The sequence below is a fragment of the Meiothermus sp. QL-1 genome (assembly GCF_003351145.1).
GTDB lineage: Bacteria > Deinococcota > Deinococci > Deinococcales > Thermaceae > Meiothermus.
In genome coordinates, this window is record NZ_QQSV01000011.1 from 64,275 (window position 1) to 86,399 (window position 22,125).

Consider the following 22,125-nt stretch of genomic DNA (forward strand, 5'->3'; position numbering starts at 1 on the left):
CCCAAAAAGGGTGGGGGCGTCTTGCCATGAAGTATCACATCTTTGGTCAACACGATGAAAACACCCTGGCCCAGCTTCGGGACGTGGCCTCCCGAGCGGTACGGGCAGCCCTGATGGCCGACGGGCACCTGGGCTACATCATGCCCATCGGCGGGGTGGCGGCCTACCGGGAGCAGGTCTCGGTGGCCGGGGTGGGCTTCGACATCGCCTGCGGCAACGCGGCCATCCGCACCGATTTGCGTTTAGAACACCTGGAAGGCCGCCTGGAAGAAGCAGCCGATGAGATTGCCGGCACCATCTCCTTCGGCCTGGGGCGCACCAACCGGGCCGACGATGCCCCGGTGAACCACCCGCTTTTTGAGGACCCTGCCTGGGAGGCCATCCCCAAGGCCCACCGCGAGGCGCTTCGGGAAAAGGCCCGCGCCCAGCTCGGCACCGTGGGCGGGGGCAACCACTACGTGGATGTGTTTGCCGATGAAGAGGGGCGCATATGGGTGGGCGTGCACTTTGGCAGCCGGGGACTGGGCCACACCATTGCCAGCGGCTTCCTGGCCCTGGCCAGAGACCAGCCCTGGGGCAGCCGGGTGAAGGAGTTCGAGGCTTTGCTGGAGCTGAAAAGCCCCCTGGGCCAGGCCTACTGGGCCGCCATGGAGCTGGCCGGGCGCTACGCCTATGTGGGGCGGGAGTGGGTGGCCCGCAAGGTGGTGGAGATTCTGGGAGGAAAAGAGCTGGAGCTGGTGCACAACCACCACAACTTCGCCTGGAAGGAGGTCCACGGGGGTGAGACGCTGGTGGTGGTGCGCAAGGGGGCCACGCCGGCCTTCCCGGGCCAGAAGGGCTTTGTGGGGGGCAGCATGGGCGATGATGCGGTCATCCTCCAGGGTTCCACCAATCCCGAGGCCCGGCCCCTGCAGGAGGCCGCGCTCTACAGCACGGTCCATGGAGCCGGGCGGGTGATGAGCCGGCGGGCTGCCCTGGGCAGGCGGCGGGAGCCCGGCCGGGTGAGCCGCACAGAGATGCAGGCCTGGCTGAAGCGCAAGGGGGTGGTCCTGCGCGGGGGGGACGTGGACGAGAGCCCCCAGGTCTACCGGCGGCTTTCCGAGGTGCTAAAAGCCCAGGGCCCCACCGTCGAGGTGCTGCACGTGCTGAGACCGCTGGTGGTGGTGATGGCAGGCGAGGGGGAGTTCGACCCCTACAAAGACTAGCGCACCGGCTGGGCCAAGCCCTCCACCCGAGCCAGCCGGCCGTCGCGCAGGTGCAGGATGCGCTCGGCCTTGCGGGCCAGCTCGAGGTCGTGCGTGACCAGAATCACCGTGCGGCCCGCCCGGGCCTGGGCCAGCAAAAGCTCCACCACCCGCGCCCCCGAGAGGGAGTCCAGGTTGCCGGTGGGCTCGTCGGCGAAGAGGATGGGCGGGTCAAGGGCCAAAGCCCGGGCAATGGCCACCCGCTGCTGCTCCCCCCCAGAAAGCCGGCTCGGCAGGTGCTGGGCCCGCTGCTCCAGGCCCACCGCCTCTAGAAGCGCCAGCGCCCGGGCTGTGCGGGCCCTCAGGCCCACCCCGGCCAGCATCAGGGGGAAGGCCACGTTCTCCAGGGCGGTGAGGGTGGGAACCAGGTTCCACTGCTGGAAGACGAAGCCCATGTGGCGCAGGCGCAGCCCGGCCCGAGCATCCTCGGAGAGGCTCGAGAAAGCCCGGCCCTCCAGGCGAACCTGGCCCCTGGTGGGCACGTCAAAGCCGGCCAGAAGGTTCAAAAGGGTGGTCTTGCCCGAGCCCGAGGGGCCCACGATGGCGGTGAGCCCCGGGGGGAATGCGAAGGAGAAGTGCTCCAGCGCCACCACCTCGAGCTCGCCCTGCCGGTAGCGCTTGTGAAGATCGCAGGCCTCCAGCACCTACACCCTCCCCAAAGCCTCCACGATGCGGATTCGGCTCGCCGTGCGGGCCGGCAGGAAGCCCGCCAAAAGGCCCAGGACCACCGCCACCAGAAGGGCAAACAAGGCCAGGCGGAAGGTGACCGCCGAGAGGGCCAGGCCCACCTCGCGCACGGTAAACCAGTTGACCAGGCTCGAGGCCCCCTGGCCCAGCGCAAGCCCCAGAAAACCACCCAAAAGCCCCAGGGCCAGCGCCTCCAGCAGCACCAGCCCGAAGATGAAGCCCCGCCGGGCCCCCAGAGCGCGCATCAAGCCGAACTCGCGGATTCGCTCGTAGACCGACATCATCACCGTGTTGGCCACCAGCAACCCCCCCACCACCAAAGCCACCAGGCTGATGCCGAAGCGCACCAGGTCGGAGATGCGCACCGCCCGCTCGGCAAAGCGCATCACATCGCCGGTGGTCTGGGCGTCGATGCCCGGCACCCGGGCCTTCAGGGCCTGGGCCACCGCCTCGGCCTGGCGCCCCGGCTCTATGGCCACCAGGATGGAGCTGTAGTTTTGGGTGCCGAGCACGGTGTGAATGGCCGAGATGGGCACGTAGATGAAGCTGTCGGTGATGCCGCCGGTGCGCTCGAGCACCCCCACCACCTCCAAGGAGACCTGCGGAGAAAGCCGCAGGATCCTGCCCAACCCCAGGTTGTTTCGCTGGGCCACCCCCGCCCCCACCACCGCCCCAGCGCTGGGGTCCAGGATGCCCTCGGCGGCCCGCGCGTTGGGGTAGAGGACCTGAACGCTCACCCCCGGAGGCAGGCCCTGGAAGATGAAGCTGCTGGCTGGGTCGAAGCCTCCACGCGCGAAAACCGCGGTGGGAATCACCTGGGTAATCCCCAGGCCGCTGGCCGCCGCCTGGATGGCCTCCAGCGTCTCGGGGCGCAGCTCCGGATAGCCCGGGCTGAAGGCCTGGACCCCCTCCGGCACCACCATGATGGCCGGCCCCACGCTGGCGAGTTCGGCCCCCAGCGCCCGGCGCAGCCCCTCACCGAAGGAGAGGAAAAGCACCATGGAGGCCGTAGAGACCACGATTCCCAAAAGCGTGAGCAAACTGCGCAGGGGCCGGGCCCTAAGGTTGCGGTAAACCAAGGCCAGTACTTCCACGCCCCCCAGGATAAGGCCTCCCCTGCCAAAAACTTAGGCCTAGCCCCCAGGCTCCCCCCAGGCGCGCCGGCGGGCCACCGGGGCGATGCCGGCCACCGACTGGCCCTTGAGCCGGGCCCAGAACAAGACCATCTCGCGCACAGCACGAACGCGCTCCTCAGGGCTCAGCCCCCGCCAGGCCTCCTGCTCTGGCGGAACCTCCCCGAAGCGAAACTTGCGGGCTATGGGCTTCACAGCAGCTCCTCAATGTCCTTAAGGTCTATGGGCCGGCCGAAGGCCCGCTTGAGCTCGACGAGGGTCTCCCGGCTCGCCACGCGAACCCACTGCCCCTCCACAGAAAAACACTGGCTCTGCTGGTAGGCGCGGTCGAAGTCGTGGCCGGGCATGAGCACCAGGTCTATCCGATTGGGCGCGTAACCAAGCTGCACCACCCCGGGCGTGCTCAGGTCCTCCAAGCTCAGCCCAAGGTCGTCGCCGCCGAAAAAATCCTTTATAGCCTCCAGCAACCGCCCTGCCTCTAGGGGGTCTACCCAAAGATCGAGGTCCTTGGTGTGCCTGGGCGTGCTGTGGAAGGCCACCGCGTAACCCCCGATGACCATGTAGCGGGCCCCGTGCCTATCCAGCACCCGGAGGAACTCGAGCATCTCTGGGGTCACCGCCGCCTCCAGTCTGGGCCGGGCAACGCTCTCCCGTCAAGGGCGTTTGCTCCCCGGGGGAAGTTTTCTTATGCTGGGTCTGCTGAGCGTACTGCTATGACCACGGCCGAGATTCGCGAGAAGTTCCTCAAGTTCTTCGAGTCCAAGGGCCACCTGCGCCTCCCCAGCTTCAGCGTGGTGCCCGAGGACGATCCCACCCTGCTCTTCATCAACGCCGGTATGACCCCCCTCAAGCCCTACTTCATGGGCAAAAAGCCGGTCTTTCCCGGGGTGGAGGGGGAGTGGTACCGCGTCACCACCTGCCAGAAATCGGTGCGCACCGGCGACATCGAGAACGTGGGCCGCACCAACCGGCACCAGACCGTGTTCGAGATGCTGGGCAACTTCAGCTTCGGCGACTACTTCAAAAAAGAGGCCATCGAGTGGGCCTGGGAGTTCCTGACCAGCAAGGAGTGGCTGGGGCTGGAGCCGGAGCGCATCTACGTGACCATCTACATCGATGACGATGAGGCCTTCGAGCACTGGACGCGGGTGGGCGTACCCCCGGAGCGCATCCACCGCTTCGGGGCCGATGAAAACTTTTGGCCGCAAAATGCCCCCACCCAGGGTCCCAACGGCCCCTGCGGTCCTTGCAGCGAGATCTACTACGACCGGGGGCCCGAGTTTGGCTCGGACACCTGGGCCGATTACTACGAGACCCGGGAGTCCAACCGCTTTGTGGAGATATGGAACCTGGTCTTCCCCCAGTACAACCGCAAGGACGGGGGGGTGCTGGAGCCGCTGCCCAAGCCCAACATCGACACCGGCATGGGGCTTTCGCGGGTGGCCATGGTGCTGCAGGGGGTCACCGACTTCTACGAGACCGACGAGTTCAGGCCCCTCATCGAGAAGATTGTGGAGCTCACCGGGGTGAGCTACGAGGGCCCCCGCTCGGTGGCCCACCGGGTGATGGCCGAGCACGCCCGGGCGGTCGCCTTCATCCTGGCCGACGGGGTGCACTTCGCCAACACCGGCCGGGGCTACGTGGTGCGCCGGCTGCTAAGGCGGGCGGTGCGCTTCGGCTACCTGCTGGGCCTGCGCGAGCCCTTCATGCACCGGCTGGCCGCGGTGGTGGCGGAGGTGATGGGGGGGGTCTACCCGGAGCTGCGGGCCAACCTGGAGAGCGTGCAAAAGCAGATGAAGATTGAGGAAGAGCAGTTCCTGCGCACGCTGGAAAGCGGCATCAAGCGCCTTGATGCGATGCTCGAGGGCCTCTCGCCCGGCGACACCCTCTCGGGCCGGGAGGCCTTCACCCTATACGACACCTACGGCTTTCCCCTGGACCTGACCGTCGAGATAGCCGGCGAGCGGGGGATTCGGGTGGACACCGAGGGCTTCGAGAAGGCCCTGGAAGAGCAGCAGGAGCGGGCCCGGGCAGCGGCGGCCTTCAGCCGGGAGCTCTTCCGGCGCTCCAACGAGGCCCTGGCGGCGCTGGCGGCCGACTACGGGGGCACCCCTTTCCTGGGGTACGAGAGCCTGGAGGCCCAGGCCTCGGTCAAGCTCCTGCTGGCGGGGGAGCAGACCATTGAAGAGGCGCCTGCGGGCACCGAGGTGCAGGTGGTGCTCGACCGTACCCCTTTCTACGCCGAGGGCGGGGGCCAGGTGGGCGACGCAGGGGTGCTGGAGTGGCCGGGGGGTTGGGCCAGGGTGCACACCACCCAGAAGAGCCCCGAGGGCATCTTCCTGCACCTGGCCCGGGTGGAGGAAGGCACCCTGCGGGCCGGGACCGTGGTTCGGGCCTTGGTGGACCCCCACCGGCGCGATACCGAGAGGAACCACACCGCCACCCACCTGCTCCACGCCGCGCTCAGGGCCGTGCTAGGCCCCCACGCCCAGCAAAGAGGGAGCTATGTGGGGCCCGACCGGCTCCGCTTCGACTTCACCCAGTTCGAGCCCATCGCCCCCCGCGACCTGGCCCGAATTGAGCGGCTGGTCAACCGCTTCATCCAGGCCGACTTTCCCGTCAGTTACGCCTACAAGCCCCTGGAGGAGGCCCGCAAGGAGGGGGCCATGGCCCTTTTCGGCGAGAAGTACGGGGATGTGGTGCGGGTGGTCACGGTGGAGGGCAGCCTGGACCAGGTGGTCTCCAAGGAGCTCTGCGGGGGTTGCCACGTGCGGCGCACCGGGGAGATTGGCAGCTTCGTAATCGTGGGCGAAGAAGCGGTGGCCGCAGGGGTCCGGCGCATCGAAGCCCTGACCGGGGAAGCGGCGGTGGCCTTTGTGCGGGAGACGCTGGAGCGGGCGCAGGGGCTGAGCCGGGAACTGGGGGTACCCCTCGAGCAGCTTCCCGAGCGGGTGCGCAGGCTGCTAGAGGAGCTAAAGGCCCGCGAGCGGGAAGTGGAGCAGCTTAGGCTCGAGCTGGCCCGGGCCAGGCTGGGCAAGGAGGGGGTCTCGCTCAAGGAGGCCCACGGGCTACGCTACCTGGCGGTACGGATTGATGGGCTCGAGGCTGGCGCTTTACGCAGCGCTGCCGACGAGCTTTTGGAAAAGCACAGGGCCGATGTGGTGGCCCTGGGCTCCGGCCAGAACCTGGTCATCAAGGTGGGCAAGGCCGCGCTGGAGCGGGGTTTGGACGCTGGGAGGGTGATGAGGAGGCTGACCGAGCTGGCCGGAGGCCGTGGGGGCGGGCGGGGGGCCATCGCCCAGGGCGGCGGCTTCGACCTGGAACGGGCCCTGGGGGCTTTGGAGGAGGCCCTCGCCTGACCTCACATTTTCCGCTCTGGCGTTCCTCATAATAAGGGCCTATGAAGGTGCTGGCCCTGGACGTGGGCGAGGCCCGCATTGGGCTGGCGGTGGGCGAGGTGGGCCGGCCCTGGGCCTTTGGCCGGGGCTATCTGGTGCGCCGAAGCCTGGCAGAAGACCTCCAGGCCCTCAAGGCCCTGGCCGAGCGGGAGGGGGCCCAGCGCCTGGTGGTGGGCCTGCCCCTGCGCACCGACGGCAAGCCCAGCGCCCAGGCCAAGCGGGTGCTGGCCTTGGCGGAGGCCCTGCGGGGGGTGGGGCTCGAGGTCGAGCTCTTCGACGAGCGCTTCACCACCCAGCTAGGGCAAAGACGCCTGCGGGAGGCCCCGAAGCGCCTCCGGCGGGAAAAGGGCCGGCTGGACGAGGCAGCGGCCATCGCCCTGCTCGAGTCGTACCTGGGGGTCTAGGCCATGGAGGGGCCCACCGAGAGCAAATCCCCCAACCGCTGGATCCTGCGGGGGGTAATCTTCATGTTCGCCTCGCTGGCAGGGCTTCTCGGCTACCTGCTATACCTGATGGGCCCTACCGGGGTGGTGGCCGAGGTGCGCATCCCGCGGGGCAGCGGGGCCCAGGCGGTGGGGCGCACCTTGGAGCAGGCCGGCCTGGTGCGTTCGGGCTACCTCTTCGCCCTCTACCTGCGCTTCTCCGGCCAGGACAAACACCTGAGGCCCGGGTACTACCGGCTCGAGGGCAGGGGGCTGCGGGCCGTCGCCCTGGCCCTCACTGACCAAAGCCGCCCCCTCACGGTGCGCATCACCTTTCCCGAGGGCTGGCGGGCCGCAGATATGGCCCAGCGGCTGAGCGAGAACAACCTGGATGGCCCCCGCTTTCTGGAGCTGGTCAGGAACCCCACCCCCGAGCTGCGCCCGGCCGAGGCCCAGGGGCCCACCCTGGAGGGCTACCTCTTCCCCGCCACCTACGAGTTCCCCCTGGACATCACCCCAGAAGAGATCATCCAGCACATGACCCGCCGCATGGCCCAGGAGTTCACCCCCGAGGCCAGGCTCCGCCTGCGCGAGCTGGGCCTGGAAAGCGTCCACGCCTGGGTGACCCTGGCCTCCATCGTCCAGGCCGAGGCCGCCAACAGCAGCGAGAAACCCGTGATTGCCGGGGTTTTCCTCAACCGCCTGGAGCTGGGCATGCCCCTTCAGGCCGACCCCACCGTGGCCTACGGCCTGGGCAAGCGCCTGCCCGAGCTCAACCGCAGCGCGGGTGACTTCGAAAAGGACACCCCCTACAACACCTATACCCGCCGCGGCCTGCCTCCGGGTCCTATCGGCAACCCCGGGGCCGAGGCCCTAAGAGCGGTGCTCAACCCGGTCCGCACCAACGAAAAGGGCCAGAAGTACCTTTACTTCCTCCACGCCCAGGGGCGGCTTTTCCTGAACGTGGACTTCGAGGGGCATCTGCGCGATGTGGCCCGGTACTATCGCTAGCCCTCCGGGAGGAAGACCCGGGCATTTTCCCGTTTGCGCTGAAAGCGGCTTCGGCCCCGCGCTGGGCCCTCCTCACCCCTCGCGGTAAAAGCGGCTTTTCAGGTAGTAGTCGCTGTAGAGCACCTTCAAGAAGGCCACCAGGGGCACCGCCAGCAAGGCCCCCCCCAGGCCGAACAGCGAGGCCCCCACCAGCACCGCGGTGATGCCCGTCACCGGGTGCAGGCTGGTGGTGCGACCCATGATGATGGGCCAGATGAAGCCAGAAATCTGGTTGCAAAGCCAAAGGGCGAAGGCCACCACCGCAAAGGCCAGCCAGCCCAAGGGCAAGGCCAGCACCAGCGCTGGTATGGCCGAGATGATCACCCCCAGCACCGGCACAAAGCTGAATATGAAGGCCAAAAACCCGAGCACCAGGGCCTGGCTCAGAACCTCGAGCCCCAACCCCTGGAAGATGCCGAAGGACAGGTACATGGCCAGGGTTACCACCGCTCCGTTGGCCAGCGCACCCAGGATGGTACCGCGCACATACCCCCCAAAGGCTCGGTCGGCCTTCTGGGCTAGCTCCTTAGCCCACGGCTGGTAGGGCTCGGGCACAACCTGGAGCAAGGCAGCCCCCACCCGGGGCAGGTCGTAGAGCAGGTAGATGGAGATGGTGACCACGGTGAGAAGCTGGAACACCCCCCCCAAAAGCCCGGCAAGGAAGCCCAGCAGGTTCCCTCCCTGGGCCAAAACCCCTTGCAGGGCTTGCAGCAAAATCTGGGCGAAGGCCTGCAGCAGGTCTTGCAGGCCCAGGGTGGCCTGGGCCAAAGCCTCGGCCAGCAAGGGCGGCAGCTCTACCCGGCCCTCGGATAGCTCCTGAACCAGGCCCACGAGGGGTTCTAGAAGCCGGGGCAGACCGGCGGCAAAGCGGGCAAGCTGACCCACCATTCCGGCCAACAGGGCCGTGGAAAGGGCCAGCACAAAAAGCATTCCCCCCAGCACCGCCACCACCCCCAAAGCCCGCCCTAACCGCCGGGCCTCGAACCAGTCCACCACCGGGCCGGCCACGTAAGAAAACACGAAGGCCGCTAGCACGATGCTGAGCGCCCCCCGGGCTCCGTTGGCCAGCCAGCTCAGAAGCAAAAAGGCCAGGCCGGCCAAAACCAGGTAGGCCCCAAAGCGTACCCAGAGGTTCTGCCAGGCTCCGCTCAAGGTGCTGCGCATACTAGCCTTCCTGGTAGAAGCGGCTCTTCTGGTAGAACTCGAGGTAAAGCACCTTCAAGAAGGCCACCAGGGGCACCGCCAGCAAAGCCCCTGCAAAGCCGTAGAGGCTCGCGCCAATCAGAATGGCCGCGATCACGCTCACCGGGTGCAGGCTGGTGGCCTGGCCCAGGATGCGCGGGGCCAGAAGGTGGGCCTCAAGCTGGTTGGCCACCACCACCACCAAAAGCACCGCCAGCACCTGGGACCACCCGCCGGCCGTCAGCGCCAGCAAGACCGCCGGCACTGTGGAGATGATGGGCCCGGCGTAGGGCACCAGGTTGAACACGCCGGCGAGAAAACCCAGGGCCCCGGCCAGCGGCACCCCGAAGACCCAGAATCCCACCGCCACCAAAACCCCCACAAAGGCCGATACCAGGAGCTGCCCCCGCAGATACCCCCCCACCGCCCGGTCGAGCTTGGCGGCCATGTCCACCGCCAGCGGCTGGTAGGGCCGGGGGACGGCCTCGAGGAGGGCCTGGGCAATCCGGGGTAGGTCGTAGAGCAGGTAGATGGAGATAATCAGCGCTACGAAAAACTGCAGCACCCCCCCCACCACCGAGGCCAAAAAGCCCACCAGGTTCCCCCCCTGGGCCAGCAGGGCCTGGAGGGCTTGTAGAAGGGTCTGGGTGAAGCCCTGCAGAAGGGTCTGGAGGCTCTGGGCCACCTGGGCGAAGATGCCCTCCAGGGCCGGGGGAATCTCGATCTGCCCCACCCGGGTGGGCAGGTTGTCCACCCAGAGCAAAAGGGGCTGCAGCAGCCGGGGTAGGTCCGCGCTGAAGCGGGCCAGAACGCTCACCATGTCGGCGATCAGGTAGGAGGAAAGGCCCAAAAAAAGCCCCACCCCCAGGTAGACCAGGGTGACCCCCAGGGCCCGGGGGACCCGGCGGTGTTCCAGCGCCCGCACGATGGGCGAGGTAAGGTAGGCGAAGACGAAGGCCAGGGCCAGGGTGACCAAAGCGGCCCGCGCCCCCCCCAGGATGAAAAAAAGCCCCTGCAGGAGCAGGTAGCCCAGCAGCAGGTAGACCGCAACCCGCACCCACAGGTACTTCCAAACCTCGAGCAAGTCCTGGCGCATCGGGTATACGATACCCTAGGGCAGGCCGAACTCGAGCCGCGCCCTGGCCCGCAGGGCCGCAGGGGTAAGCCCCTGGCCAAAGAAGCGGTCCTGGTCCGGCTCGCCATCCCAAAGCTCGAATAGAAGCCGGGCCCCCTCCTGTCCTCTGTAGGCGGCCTCCGTGCCGCTGTTGCCCACCCGGCCAATCCACTGCCCCTTGTACACCTGGCGGCCCACCTGGATACCAGGGGCGATCTCCGCCAGGTGGGCATAGACCGTGGTGAGGCCGCCGGGGTGGCGGATCCAGACCTCCCGCCCGCGCAACCGGTCCATCTGGGCCGGGCTGGCCCCGCCCGCCACCGCCCGCAGTAAAGCCTCGAACTCCGCCCGGCTCGGCTCCTCGTAGTCCAGCTCGGCCTTGACCACCTCGCCGCCCGCTGCCGCCACCACCCCCATGCCGTAGCGCACCGGCACGCAGGCATCGCCATCCACAAATACGAAGCCCGGATTGACCCCTTTGCGGTAGGGGCGGGGAGCCCCGGGTAGGTTGGCGTCGCTTTGGGGCAGGCAAGCCCCGGGCAGAGGAAGGGTGAAGCCTCCCGGGCCTTTTTGCACGGCCTCCCTCAAGCGTGCCACCTCGAGCTCCAAGCCCGCGAGCTGCCGCCGGGCCCCGGATAACTGGAGCGCTTGCCAAAGGACGATGAGTGCAAGCAGCGCCAGCACAATCCAGCCGGGCTTAACGGGCATGCTGCTATTCTACCCAACAAAAAAAGGGGCCCTCAGGCCCCCTGAGCGGCCATAGGCCCTATAGCAGGCTGAGCAGCCGGGCTTTGATTTGCTTGGGGGTAAGTCCCTCGAGGTTCATCCCCTTGGCCCGGTCTACCAGCTCGTAAACCTTGTGCATGTGGCTCACCGCCACCCGGAAGGTAACGGACTGGCCGGCCACCTGCACGGTCACCTTGCGGATGTTGGGCTCCTGCCAGCGCTTGGAGTAGCCGGTGACCTTTTTCCCTACCCCGCCCTCGCGCTTGGCCTTGCCCCGGGTGATGATGCTGCGGGCCACGATGGGGCGCTTTCCACTGATCTCGCAAATCTTCGACATGACAAGCTCCTAGATAGCCCGGGGAGCTCCCCGGCCTCAAGGCAACGCTGCCGAGTATAGCATACCCTGGGGCCCCCATGCTAGACTTTCCAGCCGTGAACGTCGCCACCTGGCTGGTCCCCGCCCTCATTGTAGCCGACCAGGCCATCAAGCTCGCGGTGCTCTGGGCCGTGGGGCCCCGCATCTTCGAGCCCGACCCGGGGGCCGTCTTCATCACCCACCTCTTTTGGGTGGTGGACCTGACCTTTGTGAAAAACAGCGGGGCGGCCTTCGGCCTTTTCCAGGGCGGGGCCCGGCTTTTGGTCTGGGTCAGCCTGGCGGTGGGCTTCGGGATACTCCTTTACCTGAGCCTCCGAAAAACAAGCCCCCTCCAGCAGGTGGCCCTATCCCTGGTGGCCGCAGGCGCTCTGGGCAACGCCATCGACCGGCTCGGCCACGGCTGGGTGGTGGACTACATCGACATCAACCGCACCGGCCTGGCCTTCCTGGACAACTACCCCATCTGGAACCTGGCCGATGCCTGCGTGGTGGTGGGGGCGCTGCTGCTCTTACTGCCTCAGCGCAAAAAACCGCGTTGAAACCGCCCATCCCACTTCAGTATGTAAAGCGCCATACACTACCCCTTCCCCCTCTGCTTAGACTGGCCTCGTATGGCAGCCTTCGAGCGCATCCTCACGGTTAAAGAGGCGGTGCTTTCCCGCCGGAGCATTCGCAGGTTCAAACCTAACCCCGTACCGGAACACCACCTGCGGGAAATCCTGTCCCTGGCCCTGCTGGCCCCCAGCTCCAACAACCTTCAGCCCTGGCGGGTGGTGGTGGTGCGCGAACAGGAGCTGAAAGAGCGCTTGCGGGCAGTGGCCCACAACCAGGCCCAGGTCAGCTCGGCCCCTGCGGTGCTGGTAATCTACAGCGATATGAAGGATGCCCTGGCCCGGGTAGAGGAAACCCTGCACCCAGGCTTCTCCGAGGAGCAAAAGCAGCTTCGGGCAACCAACCTGCGCCGGGCCTGGGAGCACAAGACCGACGAGGAGCGGGAAGAATGGGGCAAGAGCCAGGGATTCATTCTCCTGGGCTTCCTCATGCTTTTGGCCCGCGCCTTCGGTTACGACACCGTGCCCATGGGGGGCTTTGACGAGGAAGGGGTCAAGGCGGTGCTGGAACTGCCGGCTCACGTGAAGATCACCGCCCTGCTGCCCATAGGGGTGGCCGACGAAAACGGCTACCAGCACCACCGCCACAGCCTGGAGCGGGTGGTGCAGTGGCGCTGAGGAGGGTTACATGTACGAGCCTCTGCTGGCCATACACAACCTGGCCCGCTGGCTGGTTTTGCTGGCAGCCATCTATCTGCTCTATCGAAGCGTGAAGGGCTTGTTAAGCCAAAGCTACACCCCAGCCGACCGGCGGGCGGCCCTGGCCTATACCGGGCTGATGGACCTGCAGCTGCTGGTGGGGGTTTTGCTCATGCTGACGAGCCCTTTTATGCAAGGAATGTACGCCAACATGGCCCAGGCCATGCAGGCCCACCCCACCCGCTTCTTCCTGGCCGAACACTGGGTGGCCATGCTGGCTGCGGTGGTGCTGGCCCACCTAGGCGGCAGCCGGGTGAAAAAAGCCCAAGAGGCCGCGCTAAAGCAACGGCTGAGCCTTTTGTGGTATGGGGCCAGCATCCTGCTCGTGTTTCTGGCCACCCCCTGGTGGCGGCCCTTGCTGCGGCTGGGCTAGCGGCTGCGCAGCACCAGTACTGGCTTATCGGAGCGGTGGAGGACCGCCTCGGTCACCGAGCCCAGCATGAAACGGTCCAACCCGCTGCGCCCATGGGTGCCCATCACAATCAGGTCGTGCTGTCTCGCCTCGGCCAGAATGACCTCTACCGGTCGGCCCTCCACCAGCCTGGTCTCGTAGGCTACCCCAGCGGCCCGGGCTAGCTCGGCGGCCCTGTCCAGGGCCTCCTGGCCTACCCGCTTGAGGTCCTCCACCAGCTCAAGACCATAGGGCACGCTCTCAGGGCTAATCCAGAGGCTGTAGCTGATGCTCTCCAGCACATAAAGGAAGGTCACGCTGGCACCGGTGTGCCTGGCCAGCTCCAGCCCCTCGCGTATGGCCTTCTGGCTGGCCGCGCTGCCATCGGTGGGCATCAGGATTTTTTTGTACATGGCTCCCCCCGGCTTCAGAGTCTAAGTCTAGCCCCGGGCCCCCGGGACAAAAACCCCCACGTAACGCCCCCTCCCCCAACCGTAACGCCCCGTCGAGGGGAAAAAGTGCGATGAGAAAAGGAAAAACAGCAGCTCGCAGGGGCAAGCGCAAACGCACAGAATTAACGTAACAACCCCTGGTGTACCTGACCCTTCCTGTCCCAGGCCATCCGCCTAGAATCGACCCGTATGACCTTCCAAGAGCTTCTCGCCGGTCTGGTCGCTCGAGGCGTTTCCGATATTCATCTGCACGCGGGCCTGCCCATAATGGCCCGGGTCAACGGCAAACTCGTCTCGGTTACGCAAAACCCGCTCACCGCCCAGTACACCGAGGCGCTGGTAGAGATGATGTGCAGCGAGCGGCAAAAGCTTCTTTTCTCCGAGCGCCAACAGGTGGACCTGGCCTACTCAGTCCCTGGGGTGGCCCGCTTCCGGGTCAACCTCTTCCGCCAAAGGGGCTCGGTGAGCTGCGTGATGCGGGTGGTAAACTCCGACGAAAGCCGCCTGCAAATCGTCTCCCTGCCCCAGGAGATCCTCAAGTACTTCCGCGACCAGGAAAAAGGCCTGGTGCTGGTCACCGGGCCCACCGGCTCAGGCAAGTCCACCACCTTGGCCCGGATCATCGACGAAATCAACCGGCACCACGCCAAAATGATCATCACCCTGGAGGACCCCATCGAGTACCTGCACAAGGGAAAAAAGTCGATTGTGGTCCAGCGGGAGATAGGGCAGGACGTGCCCAGCTTTAAGGATGGGCTGGTAGCGGCCATGCGCCAGGACCCCGATGTGATCATGATTGGAGAGATTCGCGACCACGCCACCGCTGCCGCCGCTCTGGAAGCTGCCCAGACGGGCCACCTGGTTCTCTCCACCCTGCACACCCTGGATGCCGTGCGCACGGTGAACCGGGTGCTGGACCTCTTCCCGCCCCACGAACGCGAGGTGGCCCGCATTCTCTTCGCCGAATCGCTGGTGGGCATCGTCTCGCAGCGGCTGCTGCCCGGGAAACAGGGGGGGGCGGGTCTGCGCGATGGAGATCCTGAAGGGCACCCTGCGCATCCGCGACCTGATTAAGGACGCCAACCGCACCCACGAGATCTACGAAGCCCTCAAGGACTCTTCCCTGGATGGGATGCAGACCTTCGACGACCACCTGGCCGAGCTTTACGCCCGCGACCAAATCGACCTCCCCACGGCCCTGGCCCATGCCACCAGCGCCCAGTACGTCAAGGTCAAGGCTCTGCAGATCAACGCCGCGCGCCAGACCCTGGTGGACGCTGCCCAACCTACCGACTGATTCAGGCCAGCCTGGGCACCTGAGCCCGGCCATGGGGAATGAGCTCCACCTGGCGCTCTTCCCCCACAGGGGTTAGGCGCACCTCGAGGCTATCCGGGAAAACCTCGGGCCGCCCCCACTCCACAAGCACCAGGCGGGCCTCCGGCAGGTAGTCCTCCAGGCCCAGGCGGTAGAGTTCCTCCTGCTCCTCCAGGCGGTAGGCGTCGATATGCACCAACAGGCCCTGGGGGGTGGGGTACTCGTGGATGAGGGTGTAGGTGGGGCTGGTCACCCCGCCCCTGAAGCCCAGGGCCTCGGCCATGAACTTCACCAGGGTGGTCTTGCCTGCACCCACAGGCCCTGTGAGGAGCACCAGGCTGCCGGCAGGCAGCTTCTCCGCAAGCTTCTGGGCAAGGGCGCGGGTGTCCTCGAGGCTCCTCAGCACACCCCCAGCTTATATAGCCGCGGGCTCCATCGGCCAGGTCTGGGGGTGTCATAATAGCGCGGCCATGGTCCCAAACCGCACCGCCTCCATGCCGTTCATCCTGGCCTCGGTGCTCATCAGCGTTATGGGGCTGGGGCTGGTGATTCCGGTACTGCCCAAGCTCATCGAGGAGTTATCGGGCAGCGTGGAGGCCGGCGCCAGGCTCAACGGCCTGTTTTTCGCTGCCTACGCGCTGATGCAGTTTACCTTCGCCCCTATCTTAGGCATGCTCTCCGACCGCTACGGGCGCCGCCCGGTGCTCCTGGCCTCGTCGCTGGGCACGGGCGTGGACTACCTGGTTGCGGCCCTGACGCAGTCTTTGTGGGTGCTGTTCCTGGCCCGGCTCATCGCTGGGGCCCTGGGCGCCAGCCTGGCGACGGCGAACGCGTACGTCGCCGACATCTCCAAACCCGAAGAGCGCGCGCGCAACTTCGGCCTGGTTGGGGCTACCTTCGGCATGGGCTTCGTGCTGGGGCCGGTGGTGGGGGGGCTGCTGGGGAACCTGGACCTGCGGTTGCCCTTCTACTTCGCAGCCGGGCTGGCCTTGCTGAACTTCCTCTACGGCTACTTCGCGCTGCCAGAATCGCTCAGGCCAGAACGCCAGCCCCAGGCCCGGTCGCTCAACCCCTTCGCTGCCCTGGGCATTTTGGGCAAGACCCCCGTGCTGCGCGGCCTTAGCTCGAGCCTGGCGCTGGTTTTTCTGGCCTTTGGCATCCTGCAGAGCGTATGGGTGCTGTACACCGGTTACAGGTTTGGCTGGCGGCCGCTCGAGGTTGGCCTCTCGCTCTTCCTGGTCGGGCTGGGCGGGGTGGTGGTCCAGGCCGGGCTGGTGCGGCCCGCCGTGGCCTGGCTGGGGGAACGGCGGGCGTTGCTGCTGGCCCAAAGCCTGGGGGTCTTTGCCTACGCCCTATATGGCCTCGCCACCCAGGGCTGGATGATGTATGCGGTCATCCCCCTGGCCGCCCTGGGCAACCTGGGGCAGCCGCTCGCCCAAGCCCTCCTGACCCGCGAGGTCTCCCCCCAGGCCCAGGGCGCCCTACAAGGGGCTCTATCGGGCGTGCAAAGCCTTACGGTGGCCGTGGGGGGGCTTGTGGGCGGGCTTCTGTTCGCCCTGGCTGCCCGGCTGGAGCCAGCCGCCCTAGTCGGGTTGCCCTTCTTCGTGGGCAGCCTGCTCTACCTGCTGGCCGCGCTCAACACCGCCCGCCTTTTCCGCAAGGCCTAGCCGGATGGCCTCGGCGTCGCGCTCGGTGTAGCCGTAGAGGGTGATCTCCAGGGCCTCGGGGGCCTGGAGCAGCTCGTCGAGCATCACCGCCACCACCTCCTCCACGGGAAGCCCCCCCACCCCGGTGCCCAGCAGGGGAAAGGCCAGGGTGCGCAGGCCTTTTTCCAGGGCCAGCCCCAAAGCGGCCCGGGTAGCGCGCCGCACGGTCTCGAGGCTGGCCGGCTCATCGCCCAGCACCGCGGCGTGAATCACGCAGCGCACCGGCAACCGCCCGGCCTCGGTGAGCGCGGCCTCCCCTACCCGGATGGGTCCGTGCCGGTCGCAGGCTTCCTGGATGCTGGGACCCCCCTTGCGCCGGATGGCCCCCGCCACCCCCGAGCCCAAAACCAGGCGGTTGTTGGCCGCGTTGACGATGGCATCCCCCACGAACTCGGTGATATCGCCCTGGGCCACCCGGATGCGCGCCATGGGCGCATTCTACCCCTAGACGTGGTAGCAGACGTAGGGGTTCTCGTGGGGCGGACCATCGGAAATCCAAAGCTCCCCGGTGCCCAGGTTCATGATCACCGAAACAACGGTGCGGTAGGGCTCACCCAAGGCGTACTCCTCCGGGCTGGCGGTGCGGCAGACCGCGTAGGGCGCCCCGTCGCGGTCAGCAAGCGCGGCCTTGAGGTCCTCCAACCCTGGGCGCTCCACCTCCCTGAGGCGCTGGCCTAGCCGCTCGGCCCGATGGTGCGAGCGGTCGAGCCACTCGATGGGGGGCACCTCGATGCCAAAACGCCCGGGGTCCAGGTAGTGGTTGGCGTGCACCAACTGGCGCTCGTCCTCCCAAAGGGCGATGCCCATGGGCGAGACCTCGAGGTCCACCGCCCGACCGCCCTGCCCCACCAAGAAGTTGGCCGAGGTGCCATGGGGCCGCTGTAGCAGGATGCGCTTGGCTTCCTCCAGGTTCCTGGCGCGCAGGGCCTCGTAGGTGCGCAGGTGGAAGGGCCGGGCCAGAAGGGCCCAGTCGTCGCCCTTAGAGACCAGGCCGTTGATACAGAGGCCCAGCCCATGCGAGTTGAGGCCAATCTTGCCCCCGAAGATCCCCGCCTCGGTAAAAGCCAGCACCCGCGTGCCGTCGGGCTCGGTAACGTGCTGAACGGCCCCCCGCACCCCCTCCATCCAGTCCCAGTTCTGCCCCATCCAGAGCCTGCCGTCGGCGCTATAGGCAGGCATCAGAGCAAAGGCCGTGCAGCCGTTGGGGGGCTCATGGCTGAACTGGTGGTAGACGAGCTCGTAGCGCACGTTGAGGGTGGCGATGTCCACCAAAGGCTGGCCCGAGCCCGCTGCAATGCCCTCCATACCCTGGGCATAGGCCGGGCTTTGCCGGCGGATGGCCTCCAGGTACCGCGCCCCTCGCTCGCGGGCCTCAGCGGGGACCAGCCGGCACTCCACCTCGAAACGGCGGAAGTAAAGCTCCAGGTTGTGCGCAATGGCCTCGGCCAGGGCTTTGCCCTGGGCCAGGCCCTGCTCGTAGGGGGTTCCGGAAAGGCGCAGGTAGGGCAGCACGCCCCTATTATGGAGGTTCAACCCCCGTTGCCAAGGAAGCGCAGAATACCGCGGGCCAGCCCCTCGGCCAGGGCCTGGCGGTAAGCCGAGGTCTGGAGCCTGCGCCCCTCCACCGGGTGGTTGGCGAAGCCCACTTCCACCAGAATGGCCGGGATCCGCGCGTTGCGCAGCACGTAGAAGGGCGCCTGCCGCACCCCCCGGTCCACCGCGCCGGTGGCCTGGAGCAAGGAGGCCTGCACGTAGTGGGCCAGTTGACGGGAAAACTTGAGGTTGGACTGCGCGATGAGATCGCTCATCAGCCGCTCGCTTACCTGCTGGGCCTCGCGGGTCAGGCGCCGGCCCAGCTCCCCCCCACCGTTCTCCCGGATTACCTGGGCCAGAAGGGCCGGGTCCAGGGTGTTGCCGAAGTAGTAGACCTCTATACCCTGGGCGGGGTTGGGGGCGCTGTTGACATGAATAGAAACGAACAGGTTGCGCCTGGAGTTGGCCATCTCGGCCCGCAGACCCAGGTCGGTGGCCTTATTGGGGGAAAGGTGGACATCGCGCTCGCGGGTGAGCACCACCTGAATGCCCTCCCGCTCCAGAATGCGCCGCACCCGCAAAGCCAGGTCCAGCGTAACCTCCTTCTCCACCACAAAACCCACCGCCCCCGGGTCCACCCCCCCGTGGCCCGGGTCGAGCACCACAATCCTGGGAGGGGGGGCAGGCCTGGTGTTGGTGCGGCTGGGGGCTTGGGAGGCAGGCCGGTTCACCGTGAGCACGTCCACCACCAGCCGCCGGCGGGGCCCATCGTCCAGCAGGGTGGTCCTGACCTCCACCCCCGGCCTGAGGCGCACGAAGACCTGGGCCCCTTGGGGGGTGGGCACCACCTGGTAGGAGGCCACCTGGGGTGAGCCCACCTCGGTATCGCTAGGGCTTGGGGCCACGCCGGTAAAGCGCAGGGTAAGGGTGTCCGCGGTCTGGGCTATCTGGTACTGCGCCCTGGCGTCCAGGTCGAAGACCAGCCGGGTGTAACCCTCGTGCAGCCCCAAGCGGGGAAAAGCCAGCGCAAGGGGAAAAAACAGCACCAGAAAAGCAGACAATCGCATCTACCGCGAGTATAACGGGCTTTTCTGAGGAGTCCCAAAGGCTAGACTTAGGGTATGTTCGGCCTGTTTCGCAAGCCCGACGAACACGTAAAGCGGGAAGGGGATTCCGCTTTCCGGGTGCGGGTGCGCACCAAGCGCCACATGGAGGTGGTGGAGCTGCGCATCACCAAAGGCGGCGAAATCTCTGCTACCGACGAGGGAGGCTATTACGTGCGCAAGGTGGTCGTCTCGCCCCGCCACCTGGACCGGGCCGTTTTGGAAATCTGGTTCGACCGCGCCTACCGCCCGGTCCGCAAGGTGGTGGAGGGCGGCGAGCTGGTGCCCATTCGCGAGTGGAAAGACCCCTAGCGCAGCTCGTCCTCGAGGTTTTCCAAAAGCCGCCTGCTCTCGGTGGCGGTGCTATCCTCGCCAAGGCTGGGATAAACCCGCCGCCCCCCGCCGGTGCGCTCGAGCTGGGCCTGCATCTCGCGTAGGTCGATGTATCGGTCACACTGGTTGCGCAGCTCCAGGTCGGTGAGCTCGGGCACCCCCAGGAGGTGTATCTCCTTACCCATGGCCCTGAGGGCCGCCAAGGTATGGGCAAGGTCCCCCGAACCGCTGGCCAGCACCGCCCGCTCCCAGCGGGGCGCAGTCACCAGCAGATCGGTGGCAATCATGGCCTCAAAACGGGGGTCGCCGTGGGTTTCGCGGCTGCGCACGGTGTAGCCCATGAAGACGAGGGCGTCGAGGAATTTCTGCTGCCTCTCGTCGTTGCTGTCGGTCACAGGAGCGTAGTAAAAGGCGTTGTACAGCTCTTCGGGACGAGCAAAGACCCCGATGGCCTTCCGGTGGTCTATGTTCCACCCCAAACGCTTCGCCGCATCGTACATGTAAGACCCATCAATGAATAGCGCCGTTTTCATCTTTACACTTCCTACCAGCAGAGGGTCGCCCACTCCGCAAAGCGTGCATGATACACCCTTGCAGGCCGGAACACCATCCGGACCCTTCAGGCATCATGACCAAGCCGGACAGGGCCACCCCTTGCTCTGCCTTTTCCATCATGCGACATTCAAAGGCATTTTCCAAGCCGCGTAACGGAGCCCCCTAAACCGCCTCTCGCCCAAAGAACCCAGCCGCCTGGGCCTGTCGCGGAAACCAGGGTTTTACACTTCCAGCACCACCTTGCCGAATACCCGCCGCTCCTCCAGCAACCGGTGCCCATCGGCAGCCTGCGGCAGGGGCAGCACCGCACCTACCACAGGCTTGAGCCGGCCTTGAACCATCCAGCGCAAAATGGGGTACAGACGGCTCTTGGAGGCCATGGTGGAGCCTAGGATGGAAAGCTGGCGGTAGAAGATATGGGCAAGAGGGGTAAGGGCCTCGTAGCCGGAGGAGGCCCCCACCAGGCAGATGCGCCCGCCCCAGGCCGTGGCCTTGATTACGCCCTCCCAGTAGACCGCGCCGGTGTGGTCCACCACCGCATCGGCCCCCTTTCCGCCGGTAAGCCGCCGCACCTCCTTGAACCACTCGGGCTGGCTGTAGTCCACCACCTCGTCGGCCCCTAGGGCCCGGGCCTGGGCCAGTTTCGCCTCGCTGCCGGCCGCGGCGATGACCCGGGCCCCGTAGAGCTTGGCGATCTGGATGGCAGCCACCGAAACCCCCGAGCCCGCCGCCATCACCAGCACGTCCTCCCCCGGCCTTACCTGCAGCCTGTCCACCACCATCTGCCAGGCAGTAAGGAAAGTGAGGGGCACCGCGGCAGCCTCCACAAAGCTCAGATTTTCGGGCTTGGGCAACACGTTAGCCGCAGGTACCACCACGAACTCGGCGTACCCTCCCCAGCGGTGTTCCCCCAGAATCTGGTAGTCGGGGCAAAGGTTATCCTGCCCCGCCAAGCAACGCTCGCAGCGCCCGCAGGAAACCCCCGGGTTGACCACCACCGCCTGGCCCGGCACCAGGCCGCTCACCCCCGGCCCCACCGCCTCGACCACGCCGGCCACATCGCAGCCCAGGATGTGCGGCAAAGGAAGCTTGGGGCTGGCCACGCCCTTGCGCACCCAGATGTCCAGGTGGTTGAGGGCCACCGCCCTGACCTGGACCCGCACCTGGCCCGCTTCCGGCGGAGGGTCGGGCACCTCGCCGTACCGCAGGACCTCAGGCCCCCCCCGGGCCTCCATCCGCACGGCTCGCATACGCAGGGCCATTCTGACACCGGCGACGAGGAGCGTCAAACCCCAATAAAATGGCGGCGTGGAGCCCCTATCCGAAATCGAGGTGCGGGTGCTGGGCACCCTGATTGAAAAACAGTTCGCCACACCGGAGAACTACCCGCTGACCGAGAACGCCATCCGGCTCGGGGCCAACCAGAAGAACAACCGCAACCCGGTGATGAGCCTGAGCGAGGCCGAGGTGCGGGAAGCGCTGGACGCTCTACAGCGCAAAAAACTCTGCGGCATGTTCCGCGAGCCGGGGGCTCGAGCGCCCAAATACCGCCAGTTCCTGGACCGGGAGTACCGCCTGGACCCCCCGGCCACCGTGCTGATGGCCCTCCTGATGCTGCGGGGCCCCCAGACCCTGGGAGAGCTTCGGGCCAGGGCTGAGAGCATGAACCACCGCTTCGCCAGCCTGAAGGAGGTGGAGGCGGTGATCGAGCGGCTGATGGAGCTGGCCCCCCAGCCCCTGGTGACCCGCCTCGAGCGCCGGCCCGGCGAGCGGGAGGCCCGCTACGCCCACCTGCTGGCAGGCGCACCCTCGCCGGTAGTACCGGCAGAGGCCAAGAGCGAGCTGGAAAAAAGGGTGGAGGCCCTCGAGGCCGAGCTGCGGGAGTTGCGCCGGTGGGTGGAGGAGCTAATAAAAAAAGGCGCCCCGTAGGGCGCCTTCATACCTTGGAAGGGAAGGACCCGCAGGATATCTCCTTAGAAAGGAGGTGATCCAGCCGCACCTTCCGGTACAGCTACCTTGTTACGACTTAGCCCCAGTCATGAGCCTTACCCTAGGCGCCTGCCTGTGGCTCCCAGCGACTTCAGGTAAAGCCCAC

At 66.8% G+C, this 22,125-nt stretch carries 24 protein-coding genes, 1 rRNA gene and 2 pseudogenes; 11 read left to right on the forward strand and 16 right to left on the reverse strand.

The genetic code is table 11. The features are described from left to right. The first annotated feature begins 26 nt into the window (after nt 1–26). Nucleotides 27–1,205 (forward strand): RtcB family protein, encoded by a 1,179-nt coding sequence (locus DV704_RS10645; RefSeq protein WP_114799558.1) that lies wholly within the window; start codon nt 27–29, stop codon nt 1,203–1,205. On the opposite strand, the gene DV704_RS10650 is transcribed toward DV704_RS10645, so the two are convergent. Genes DV704_RS10650 through DV704_RS10665 form a run of 4 tightly spaced genes read right to left on the reverse strand, consistent with a single transcriptional unit; the run spans nt 1,202 to nt 3,681 of the window. Beyond that, nucleotides 1,202–1,888 carry an ABC transporter ATP-binding protein gene (locus tag DV704_RS10650; protein WP_114799559.1) on the reverse strand — a complete coding sequence of 229 codons (687 nt, stop codon included), beginning with the start codon at nt 1,886–1,888 and terminating at the stop codon, nt 1,202–1,204. The genes DV704_RS10645 and DV704_RS10650 overlap by 4 nt on opposite strands. Further along, nucleotides 1,889–3,025, reverse strand: coding sequence for an ABC transporter permease (locus tag DV704_RS10655; RefSeq protein ID WP_114799560.1), 1,137 nt, complete (start codon nt 3,023–3,025; stop codon nt 1,889–1,891). Nucleotides 3,026–3,064: 39 nt separating this feature from the next. Beyond that, nucleotides 3,065–3,259, reverse strand: coding sequence for a hypothetical protein (locus DV704_RS10660; RefSeq protein ID WP_114799561.1), 195 nt, complete (start codon nt 3,257–3,259; stop codon nt 3,065–3,067). Next, entirely contained in the window at nt 3,256–3,681 is a 426-nt protein-coding gene (locus tag DV704_RS10665) for a hypothetical protein (protein WP_114799562.1), read from the reverse strand. Before DV704_RS10665 ends, DV704_RS10660 begins: the two co-directional genes overlap by 4 nt. Nucleotides 3,682–3,777: 96 nt before the next feature. On the opposite strand from DV704_RS10665, the gene alaS reads away from it, so the two are divergent. From alaS to mltG, 3 genes are read left to right on the forward strand one after another with little or no spacing between them, the layout of a single operon-like run. Then, nucleotides 3,778–6,423, forward strand: coding sequence for an alanine--tRNA ligase (gene alaS, locus DV704_RS10670; protein WP_114799563.1), 2,646 nt, complete (start codon nt 3,778–3,780; stop codon nt 6,421–6,423). A gap of 41 nt (nt 6,424–6,464) precedes the next feature. Then, nucleotides 6,465–6,866, forward strand: coding sequence for a Holliday junction resolvase RuvX (ruvX, locus tag DV704_RS10675; protein WP_114799564.1), 402 nt, complete (start codon nt 6,465–6,467; stop codon nt 6,864–6,866). Between the two features lie 3 nt (nt 6,867–6,869). Further along, entirely contained in the window at nt 6,870–7,895 is a 1,026-nt protein-coding gene (mltG, locus tag DV704_RS10680; RefSeq protein ID WP_114799565.1) for an endolytic transglycosylase MltG, read from the forward strand. A 72-nt stretch (nt 7,896–7,967) separates the two neighbouring features. Here the strand turns inward: mltG and DV704_RS10685 are convergent, their stop codons facing one another. The 4 genes from DV704_RS10685 to DV704_RS10700 are packed head-to-tail and all read right to left on the reverse strand — an operon-like array spanning nt 7,968 to nt 11,293. Continuing rightward, the gene (locus DV704_RS10685; protein ID WP_114799566.1) at nt 7,968–9,098 is read right to left on the reverse strand and encodes an AI-2E family transporter; all 1,131 of its coding nucleotides are present in this window, start codon (nt 9,096–9,098) and stop codon (nt 7,968–7,970) included. A 1-nt stretch (nt 9,099) separates the two neighbouring features. After that, complete coding sequence (locus DV704_RS10690; RefSeq protein WP_114799567.1) at nt 9,100–10,212, reverse strand: AI-2E family transporter; 1,113 nt, start codon at nt 10,210–10,212, stop codon at nt 9,100–9,102. Between the two features lie 15 nt (nt 10,213–10,227). Further along, the gene (locus DV704_RS10695; protein WP_114799568.1) at nt 10,228–10,938 is read right to left on the reverse strand and encodes a M23 family metallopeptidase; all 711 of its coding nucleotides are present in this window, start codon (nt 10,936–10,938) and stop codon (nt 10,228–10,230) included. Nucleotides 10,939–10,996: 58 nt separating this feature from the next. Beyond that, nucleotides 10,997–11,293 carry a L28 family ribosomal protein gene (locus DV704_RS10700; RefSeq protein WP_114799569.1) on the reverse strand — a complete coding sequence of 99 codons (297 nt, stop codon included), beginning with the start codon at nt 11,291–11,293 and terminating at the stop codon, nt 10,997–10,999. 95 nt (nt 11,294–11,388) lie between these two features. Here DV704_RS10700 and lspA point away from each other — a divergent pair, with 95 nt between their 5' ends. The 3 genes from lspA to DV704_RS10715 all read left to right on the forward strand — a co-directional run bounded on the left by lspA (nt 11,389) and on the right by DV704_RS10715 (nt 13,015). Further along, nucleotides 11,389–11,871, forward strand: coding sequence for a signal peptidase II (gene lspA, locus DV704_RS10705; RefSeq protein ID WP_114799570.1), 483 nt, complete (start codon nt 11,389–11,391; stop codon nt 11,869–11,871). 72 nt (nt 11,872–11,943) lie between these two features. Continuing rightward, a complete protein-coding gene (locus DV704_RS10710; protein ID WP_114799571.1) occupies nt 11,944–12,561 on the forward strand; it encodes a nitroreductase family protein in 618 nt (205 codons plus the stop codon). Nucleotides 12,562–12,571: 10 nt separating this feature from the next. Then, nucleotides 12,572–13,015 carry a hypothetical protein gene (locus DV704_RS10715; protein WP_114799572.1) on the forward strand — a complete coding sequence of 148 codons (444 nt, stop codon included), beginning with the start codon at nt 12,572–12,574 and terminating at the stop codon, nt 13,013–13,015. On the opposite strand, the gene DV704_RS10720 is transcribed toward DV704_RS10715, so the two are convergent. Then, nucleotides 13,012–13,446, reverse strand: a complete 435-nt coding sequence (locus DV704_RS10720; protein ID WP_114799573.1) for a universal stress protein — start codon at nt 13,444–13,446, stop codon at nt 13,012–13,014. The two genes, DV704_RS10715 and DV704_RS10720, sit on opposite strands and share 4 nt — an antisense overlap. A gap of 228 nt (nt 13,447–13,674) precedes the next feature. Here DV704_RS10720 and DV704_RS10725 point away from each other — a divergent pair. Further along, nucleotides 13,675–14,782 (forward strand): annotated as a pseudogene (locus DV704_RS10725) (type IV pilus twitching motility protein PilT). Between the two features lies 1 nt (nt 14,783). On the opposite strand, the gene tsaE reads toward DV704_RS10725, so the two are convergent. After that, a complete protein-coding gene (tsaE, locus tag DV704_RS10730) occupies nt 14,784–15,206 on the reverse strand; it encodes a tRNA (adenosine(37)-N6)-threonylcarbamoyltransferase complex ATPase subunit type 1 TsaE (protein ID WP_114799574.1) in 423 nt (140 codons plus the stop codon). A 64-nt stretch (nt 15,207–15,270) separates the two neighbouring features. On the opposite strand from tsaE, the gene DV704_RS10735 reads away from it, so the two are divergent. Then, on the forward strand, nt 15,271–16,467 hold the full coding sequence (locus DV704_RS10735; protein ID WP_114799575.1) for a TCR/Tet family MFS transporter: 1,197 nt from the start codon (nt 15,271–15,273) through the stop codon (nt 16,465–16,467). Here the strand turns inward: DV704_RS10735 and DV704_RS10740 are convergent. The 3 genes and pseudogenes from DV704_RS10740 to DV704_RS10750 all read right to left on the reverse strand — a co-directional run. Then, nucleotides 16,459–16,935 (reverse strand): annotated as a pseudogene (locus tag DV704_RS10740) (macro domain-containing protein); the annotation flags it as partial. The gene DV704_RS10735 and the pseudogene DV704_RS10740 sit on opposite strands and share 9 nt — an antisense overlap. Before the next feature lie 15 nt (nt 16,936–16,950). Then, nucleotides 16,951–18,018 carry a C45 family peptidase gene (locus DV704_RS10745; protein WP_114799577.1) on the reverse strand — a complete coding sequence of 356 codons (1,068 nt, stop codon included), beginning with the start codon at nt 18,016–18,018 and terminating at the stop codon, nt 16,951–16,953. Between the two features lie 17 nt (nt 18,019–18,035). Then, nucleotides 18,036–19,106, reverse strand: coding sequence for an N-acetylmuramoyl-L-alanine amidase (locus DV704_RS10750; protein WP_114799578.1), 1,071 nt, complete (start codon nt 19,104–19,106; stop codon nt 18,036–18,038). Between the two features lie 54 nt (nt 19,107–19,160). On the opposite strand from DV704_RS10750, the gene DV704_RS10755 reads away from it, so the two are divergent. Continuing rightward, a complete protein-coding gene (locus DV704_RS10755) occupies nt 19,161–19,454 on the forward strand; it encodes a hypothetical protein (RefSeq protein WP_114799579.1) in 294 nt (97 codons plus the stop codon). On the opposite strand, the gene DV704_RS10760 is transcribed toward DV704_RS10755, so the two are convergent. Both DV704_RS10760 and DV704_RS10765 read right to left on the reverse strand, forming a co-directional pair. Further along, entirely contained in the window at nt 19,451–20,008 is a 558-nt protein-coding gene (locus DV704_RS10760) for an NYN domain-containing protein (protein WP_114799588.1), read from the reverse strand. The two genes, DV704_RS10755 and DV704_RS10760, sit on opposite strands and share 4 nt — an antisense overlap. A gap of 243 nt (nt 20,009–20,251) precedes the next feature. Next, nucleotides 20,252–21,280 carry a zinc-binding dehydrogenase gene (locus DV704_RS10765; RefSeq protein WP_114799580.1) on the reverse strand — a complete coding sequence of 343 codons (1,029 nt, stop codon included), beginning with the start codon at nt 21,278–21,280 and terminating at the stop codon, nt 20,252–20,254. Between the two features lie 58 nt (nt 21,281–21,338). Here DV704_RS10765 and DV704_RS10770 point away from each other — a divergent pair, with 58 nt between their 5' ends. Continuing rightward, complete coding sequence (locus tag DV704_RS10770; RefSeq protein ID WP_114799581.1) at nt 21,339–21,959, forward strand: YceH family protein; 621 nt, start codon at nt 21,339–21,341, stop codon at nt 21,957–21,959. Nucleotides 21,960–22,007: 48 nt separating this feature from the next. Here the strand turns inward: DV704_RS10770 and DV704_RS10775 are convergent. After that, nucleotides 22,008–22,125: ribosomal RNA gene (locus DV704_RS10775) — 16S ribosomal RNA — on the reverse strand; the annotation flags it as partial.